Consider the following 6,440-nt stretch of genomic DNA (forward strand, 5'->3'; position numbering starts at 1 on the left):
GCCGCCCGTTCGGCCCGCTCGCGCTGCGCAGGTCGCCGCCGGTCGTGCCGCCCGACCCGGAGGGCATCGCCTTCGACGCGCGACGGCAGCGGCTGTATTGGTCATCGGAGGGCGAGCGGCTCACCGACACCCCGGTCGGGCCGGTGCTGGCCGACCCATGGGTGCGGATCGCCGGGCTCGACGGCAGCTACCTGGGCCGCTTCACCATGCCGGCCAATCTGGCCATGTCGCCGCAGCGCAGCGGGCCGCGACGCAACAACGCGCTGGAGGGGCTGACGCTGACCCCCGACGGCCGAGTGGTGTTCGCCGCCATGGAAGCGCCCGGCTACGACGACGGTCCGACGCCGGACCGCGGCCACGGCGCGCCGGTCCGGATCACCGCGTTCGACGTCGACACCGGCGCACCGGTCGCCCAATACGCCTATCCGCTGGAGCCGGCGACCGGACCCGCGCGAACCAACGGCCTCACCGACCTGGTGGCGTTGTCGGACACCGAGTTCCTGGTGGTGGAACGGGCTTTCAGCGCGCATCCGACAGTTCGGCTGTTCCGCGCCGAGATCGCCGGCGCCACCGACGTGCTGGCGGTGCCGTCGCTGGCCGGCACTCCGGTGACGCCGGTGACGCCGATGACCAAGACACTGCTGGCCGATCTGTCCGCCACTCCGGGGTTGGCGCCGCTGGGCGGTGTCGACAATGTCGAAGGGATCACGCTGGGGCCACGGCTGCCGGACGGCCGTCAGACGGTGGTGCTGGTCAGCGACGACAATTTCACCCCGGCCCAGGTGACCCAGTTCCTGCTGTTCGCGATGCGGTGAGAACCGGGCGAACGCCCCTTTTCGGTGATGAGCACAGCGCTGGCATCGCGGGGCACGCCATGACAGCGGCCGCTGGCACAATCGGTGAAATGACCGCAACCGGCCCGGTGAACCCGCCCGCACGGGCCCGGCCGCTGCAACCGGGCGAGCTGGCGCAGGCCGCGGTGATGGCCGCGCTCTGCGCCGCGACCGCGATCATCTCCGTGGTGGTGCCGTTTGCGGCCGTGCTGGCGCTGCTGGGCACGGTGCCGATGGGGCTGGTGGCCTACAGGTACCGGATCCGGGTGCTGTTCGCCGCCACGGTGGCCGCTGGGGCCATCGCGTTCCTGATCGCTGGTATGGGCGGGTTCATGACGGTGATGAACTGCGTCTACGTCGGGGGGCTGACTGGAGTCGTCAAGCGCCGGCGCCGCGGGACGCCGACCGTGATCGCCACCGCCCTTGTCGCCGGCGCTGTCTTCGGCGCCACCAACGTCGCCGCACTGGCCATCCTGGCGCGGCTGCGGCACCTGGTATTCGACACCCTCACCGCCAATATCGACGGAGTTGCGGCGGGCATAGAGCGGATTCCCGGGCTGCCGGATGCGCCGGTGGCCGCCGAGCATCTGCGCCGGTTCTTCGCCGTGGCGTTGCACCACTGGCCCTGGCTGATCCTCGGTGAGACGGTCGTGACGGTCATGGTCATCTCTTTGATCGGCTGGTGGGCGCTGTCGCGGGTGCTGGGGCGGCTGCGCGGTGTGCCCGATGTGCACAAACTGGACGCCGGAACCGATGAGGGCACCGACTCGGGGTGTCGCCCGGTCCAGCCGGTGCCGGTGCGGCTGCACGACGTGCGCTTCCGCTATCCGCACACCGGCCACGACGCGCTGGGCCCGATCAGTCTCGAGGTGCGACCCGGCGAGCACCTCGCGGTCACCGGCGCCAACGGCTCCGGCAAGACCACACTGATGCTGGTCCTGGCCGGCCGAGAACCGACAGCGGGCACCGTCGAGCGTCCCGGCGCGGTGGGTCTGGGCCGGCCCGGCGGGACCGCGGTCGTGATGCAGCACCCGGAGAGCCAGGTATTGGGCACCCGGGTGGCTGACGATGTGGTGTGGGGCCTACCGCCGGGCACCACCCCCGACATCGACCGGCTGCTCGGCGAAGTCGGCCTGGACGGTTTCGCCGAACGTGACACCGGCGGGCTGTCCGGCGGTGAGCTACAACGGTTGGCGGTCGCCGCGGCGATGGCCCGCGAACCGGCCCTGCTCATCGCCGACGAGGTCACCAGCATGATCGACCCGCAGGGCCGGGACGCCCTGCTTCGGGTGCTGACGGGATTGGCCGGGTCTGCTGGGCGGCATCGCACGTCGCTGGTGCACATCACGCACTACAACAGCGAGGCCGCGACCGCCGACCGCACCATCCGCCTCAGCGACTCACCTGACAATGCCGAGATGATCGAGACGGTCCGCACAGTCGGCACCGTCGTCCGCAATGGTCACCGTTCCGGCGGCCCGGTGCTCGAATTGCGCGGTGTCAGCCACGAATACAACTGCGGCACGCCGTGGGCCAAGGCTGCGCTGCGCGACATCAACGTCGCGGTGGCCGAGGGTGACGGGCTGCTGATCCACGGCGGCAACGGCTCCGGCAAGTCGACGCTGGCCTGGATCATGGCCGGCCTGACGGTGCCGACCAGCGGAACGTGCCTGGTCGGCGGTCGCCCCGCCGCCGAGCAGGTCGGCGCGGTCGCGCTGTCGTTTCAGGCGGCCCGGCTGCAGCTGATGCGCAGCCGCGTCGGGCGGGAAGTGGCCACCGCAGCCGGCTTCTCGGCGAGAGACCACGGTCGGGTGGCCGCTGCGCTGGCCGTTGTCGGCCTGGACGCGGAGCTGGCCCGGCGGCGCATCGATCAGCTCAGCGGAGGCCAGATGCGCCGGGTGGTGCTGGCGGGCCTGCTGGCCCGTTCGCCGCACGCCTTGATCCTCGACGAACCACTGGCTGGCCTGGACTCTGCCAGCCGGCACGGTCTGCTGCGGCTGCTGGAGGATCTGCGCAAAGACACCGGCCTGACTGTGGTGGTCGTCTCCCATGACGCCACCGGGCTGCAGGCGCTGTGCCCGCGGACCCTGCACCTGCACGACGGCGTGCTGGCCTCCGAACCCGCCCCCGCGGGGGGTGTGGCGTGACTGGAACCGCACCGCCCGCGGCGGCCAAGCGCCTGCGGCGCCCGGTGGTGCTGCTGCGCCCGGTGCCGGGCAGCTCGCCCGTGCACCGGCTGTGGGCCGGCACCAAACTGATTGCCGTTGCCGCTATCTCGATTCTGCTGACATTTGATCCGGGATGGGTGCCGATCGGCCTGGTGGCGCTGCTGGTGCTAGCGGCGGCCCGGTTGGCGCGTATTCCGCGCGGCGCGCTGCCGTCGCCGCCCAGGTGGCTGTGGATCCTGCTCGCCGTCGGCGCCGTCACCGCGGGGATGGCGCGGGGCGGCCCGGTGATCGAGGTGGGCCCGGTCGCGCTCGGTTTGGGAGGGCTGTCGAATTTCCTTCGCATCACTGCGCTGTCGGTCGTGCTGTTGGGTCTGGGCGCCATGGTGTCGTGGACCACCAATGTCGCCGAAATCGCGCCCGCAGTAGCTACTCTGAGCCGACCGCTGCACCTGTTGCGGATTCCGGTCGACGACTGGGCGGTCACCTTGGCGCTGGCGTTGCGGGCCTTCCCGATGCTGGTCGACGAGTTCCGGGTGCTCTACGCCGCCCGCCGATTGCGGCCGAAGCGGCGCCGCCGGCGTACCGCGGAGGTGATCGACCTGATCGCCGCAGCCATCATCGTGACCCTGCGGCGGGCCGACGAGATGGGCGACGCGATCACCGCCCGCGGCGGGATCGGTCAGATCTCGGCGGCTCCGGGGCGTCCCAGACTTGCCGACTGGGTGGCCCTGCTGATCGTCGCTGCGGTCTGCGGCGCCGCGGTCTCTTTTTAGCTTCAGCGCACGCGCGGCCGTAGCTACTGCTGTGCGGCTGCGTTGGCCGCCGACTGGGCCCGGCGCAAGGTGGTGGCGACGTCGGCGCGGCCGGCGAACATCTCGTCGAAATACGGTTTGAGCGCCTGGTCCCCGGCCGGGAACCCGGCACCGCCTGGGGCGGGGAGACGGGGTCCGGCCAGCACCGCGAAGAACGGGGTGACGTCTACGCCGCGGCCGGCCCAGTAGTCGAAGTACACCCGCTGCGCCGTCCGCACCGCCGGGATCGCCGCCCCGCGACGGCCGAGGTATTCGTTACCCTGGGCGCTGCCCATCCAAGCCAGCACCTGTCGCGTCGCGTCGGGATGCGCTGAAGCCGCATTGCCCGCTGCGGCAATGCCGTTGGTGACGCTGACCCGGCCGGCCGGGCCGGCGGGCAGCATCGCCACTCCCCAGCGGAAGCCGGCCTGCTCGGCGACCGCCGCGAGGTTGTAGGTGCCGGACTGAAACAGCGCCATCTTGCCGGCCAGGAACTGGTTTCGGGAGAAGTCACCGTTGTCGTTGGTGTCGGCAGCCGGGGGTGCGACGTGGTCCTGGTTGATCAGCCCGACCAGGTAGCTGAACGCCTCGATCGCCTCGGGGTTGTCGAAGGCGAATCGGTCGTCGCGCTGGAACACCCCGCCTGCCGAACCGATGTAGTTCAGGTAGATGCCCTGCGGGTCGTTGGCGGCGTTGTAGCCCCACTGCCTAACCCGCCGCTCGTCGAAACCCGGTGTGCCCGCGCTACGTCCGGCGGCATCGACGGTGAGCCGCGCCAGCAGTGGCCGCAGGGTGTCTCGGCCGGAATCCCAGCGCAGCGCCGAGAGCCGGGCCGGATCGACCCCGGCAGCCGCGAGCAGGTCGGCGTTGTAGTACACGGCGATACCGGCGTCGGTCAGCTGCGGCACTCCCCACAGCACACCGTTGCGAGTGAACTGGTCGACCACCGAACGGTCCCAGTCCGTTGATACCACATCGATATTCAGCAGTCGGCCGTTGTCGGCGTAGCCAGCCAGATGCGCGTCGGACAGCCAGAAGATGTCGTCGGCGCCGCCGCCGGCCACGTCGGTGCGCAGCGTCTGGAAGTACGTCGCAAACGACACCACGTTGGTGCGCACGTCGATGTCGGGGTGTGCCCGGTGAAACGCCGCGAACGACTCCCGGTACGCGACGGCGACCTGCTCGTCCCAGAGGCGCACCGTCACCACGGTTGTTCCGCTGCCCGGCCGCGCCGCAGCATCCAGCAGGATTGCCGCCGCACCGAGCAGCGCCGCGACCAGCACCACCGCGACGGCGAATACCGTGGAGAATCGCGGTCGGGTCACGGCATGCTCCTGCGTTGAGATTGCATGCAGGGTTGCGGGTCGGCGGGATTCACAGCCCTGGATGCAATCTCGCTGGGACCGGCGCACGGAAAATTCATTTGATCCCCGTCACGATGATCGATCGAACGATGGCGCGCTGAAGCGTCATGAACAGCACGACCAGCGGGACCATCGCCACCGTCGTCGCGGCCATCACCAGCGTCCACTGTGCGTTGTAGCGGGACTGCAGCGCGGCCGTCGCCACTGTCAGCACTCGCCACTTCTGGCCGCCGGTGATCACCAGCGGCCAGAAGAAGCTGTTCCACTGCGACACCACGGTGATCAACGCCAGCGTGACCAAAATTCCCCGGCTGGACGGCACTACCACGTGCACGATGATGTCGGCCGTGTTAGCGCCGTCCAGCCGGGCGGCGTTTACCAGGTCGTCAGGGATGGCGCGAAAGTGCTGGCGTAGCAGGAAGATCGCATACGGTGAGCCAAACAGATAGGGCAACACCAACGCCCAGAACGTGTTCCGCAAACCCAGCTGTGCCATCATCAGATACAGTGGAACCACCGTGACGGTGGCCGGCACCATCAGCGTCGCCACGTAGACCCAGAACAGCATGTCACGGCCCGGGAACCGCAGCCGAGCGAACGCATACGCGGCCAGCACAGAAAAACTCAGCTGCCCAAGCAGTATCACTGTTGTCATCAGCGCGGTGACCGCAAGCGCCCGGCCGAAACCCGCGCCGCCCAGGTCGGCATAGTTGGCCAGTGTGGGCGGAGTCGGCCAGGACAGCGGAGTCCCGGTGGCGAACTGGTGCGTCGACGTGAACGACGTCAGCAGGCCAAGTGCGAACGGCGCCAACGTGATCAACGCACCGACCGACAACACGGCGTAAACAACAGCGTTACGTGAGGTCATAGGTGATCCGACGGCGGAAGTAGGCCTGCTGAACGACGGTGACGCCAACCAGGATGACGAACAGCACCAGTGACATCACCGCAGCGCGGCCGATCGCCGCCGCGCCGAACGCCTCGGCGTAGATCCGGTGCGCGATCAGATCGGTACGACCGCCCGGCCCGCCGCCGGTGAGCGCGTAGACGGTGTCGAACACCTGCGCCGCGCTGACCACCCCGGTGACCAAAACGAAAAACATGGTGGGCCGCAGCATCGGCAGCGTGATCCGGAAGAACCGCTGCCGGGCCGACGCGCCGTCGACGCGCGCTGCGGCGTGCAACGACGCCGGGATCGCCAGGATGCCGGCCAGGAAGAACAGTGCGACGTAGCCGACGTTGGTCCAGACCACCACCGCGGACACCACCGGCAGCGCCAGCCCG

Annotated in this window: 6 protein-coding genes; 3 read left to right on the forward strand and 3 right to left on the reverse strand. The window is 69.7% G+C overall.

Going from position 1 to position 6,440, the window contains the following annotated elements:
* From AC2VOP_RS06270 to AC2VOP_RS06280, 3 genes are all read left to right on the forward strand, one after another.
* On the forward strand, positions 1-815 hold an 815-nt coding region (locus AC2VOP_RS06270), incomplete at its 5' end, for an esterase-like activity of phytase family protein (protein ID WP_486960152.1).
* 89 nt (positions 816-904) lie between these two features.
* Positions 905-2,980: an ABC transporter ATP-binding protein gene (locus tag AC2VOP_RS06275; RefSeq protein WP_486960153.1), complete on the forward strand. Its 2,076-nt coding sequence runs from the start codon at positions 905-907 to the stop codon at positions 2,978-2,980.
* Positions 2,977-3,774 carry a CbiQ family ECF transporter T component gene (locus tag AC2VOP_RS06280; RefSeq protein WP_486960154.1) on the forward strand — a complete coding sequence of 266 codons (798 nt, stop codon included), beginning with the start codon at positions 2,977-2,979 and terminating at the stop codon, positions 3,772-3,774. Before AC2VOP_RS06275 ends, AC2VOP_RS06280 begins: the two co-directional genes overlap by 4 nt.
* A gap of 23 nt (positions 3,775-3,797) precedes the next feature.
* Here the strand turns inward: AC2VOP_RS06280 and AC2VOP_RS06285 are convergent, their stop codons facing one another.
* The 3 genes from AC2VOP_RS06285 to AC2VOP_RS06295 form a co-directional block, all read right to left on the reverse strand.
* On the reverse strand, positions 3,798-5,117 hold the full coding sequence (locus tag AC2VOP_RS06285; protein WP_486960155.1) for an ABC transporter substrate-binding protein: 1,320 nt from the start codon (positions 5,115-5,117) through the stop codon (positions 3,798-3,800).
* Positions 5,118-5,211: 94 nt separating this feature from the next.
* Positions 5,212-6,024 carry a carbohydrate ABC transporter permease gene (locus AC2VOP_RS06290; RefSeq protein ID WP_486960156.1) on the reverse strand — a complete coding sequence of 271 codons (813 nt, stop codon included), beginning with the start codon at positions 6,022-6,024 and terminating at the stop codon, positions 5,212-5,214.
* Positions 6,011-6,440 (reverse strand): carbohydrate ABC transporter permease (locus AC2VOP_RS06295; RefSeq protein ID WP_486960157.1); only part of this gene is annotated, 430 nt, incomplete at its 5' end. The genes AC2VOP_RS06295 and AC2VOP_RS06290, both read right to left, overlap by 14 nt.

The organism is Mycobacterium sp. TH-M106 (assembly GCF_057473765.1).

Bases quoted from the DNA above. Each gene is read 5' to 3' on its own strand.
- AC2VOP_RS06275 (WP_486960153.1), top strand. From the start codon at position 905: ATGACCGCAACCGGCCCGGTGAACCCGCCCGCACGGGCCCGGCCGCTG.
- AC2VOP_RS06290 (WP_486960156.1), bottom strand. From the start codon at position 6,024: ATGACCTCACGTAACGCTGTTGTTTACGCCGTGTTGTCGGTCGGTGCG.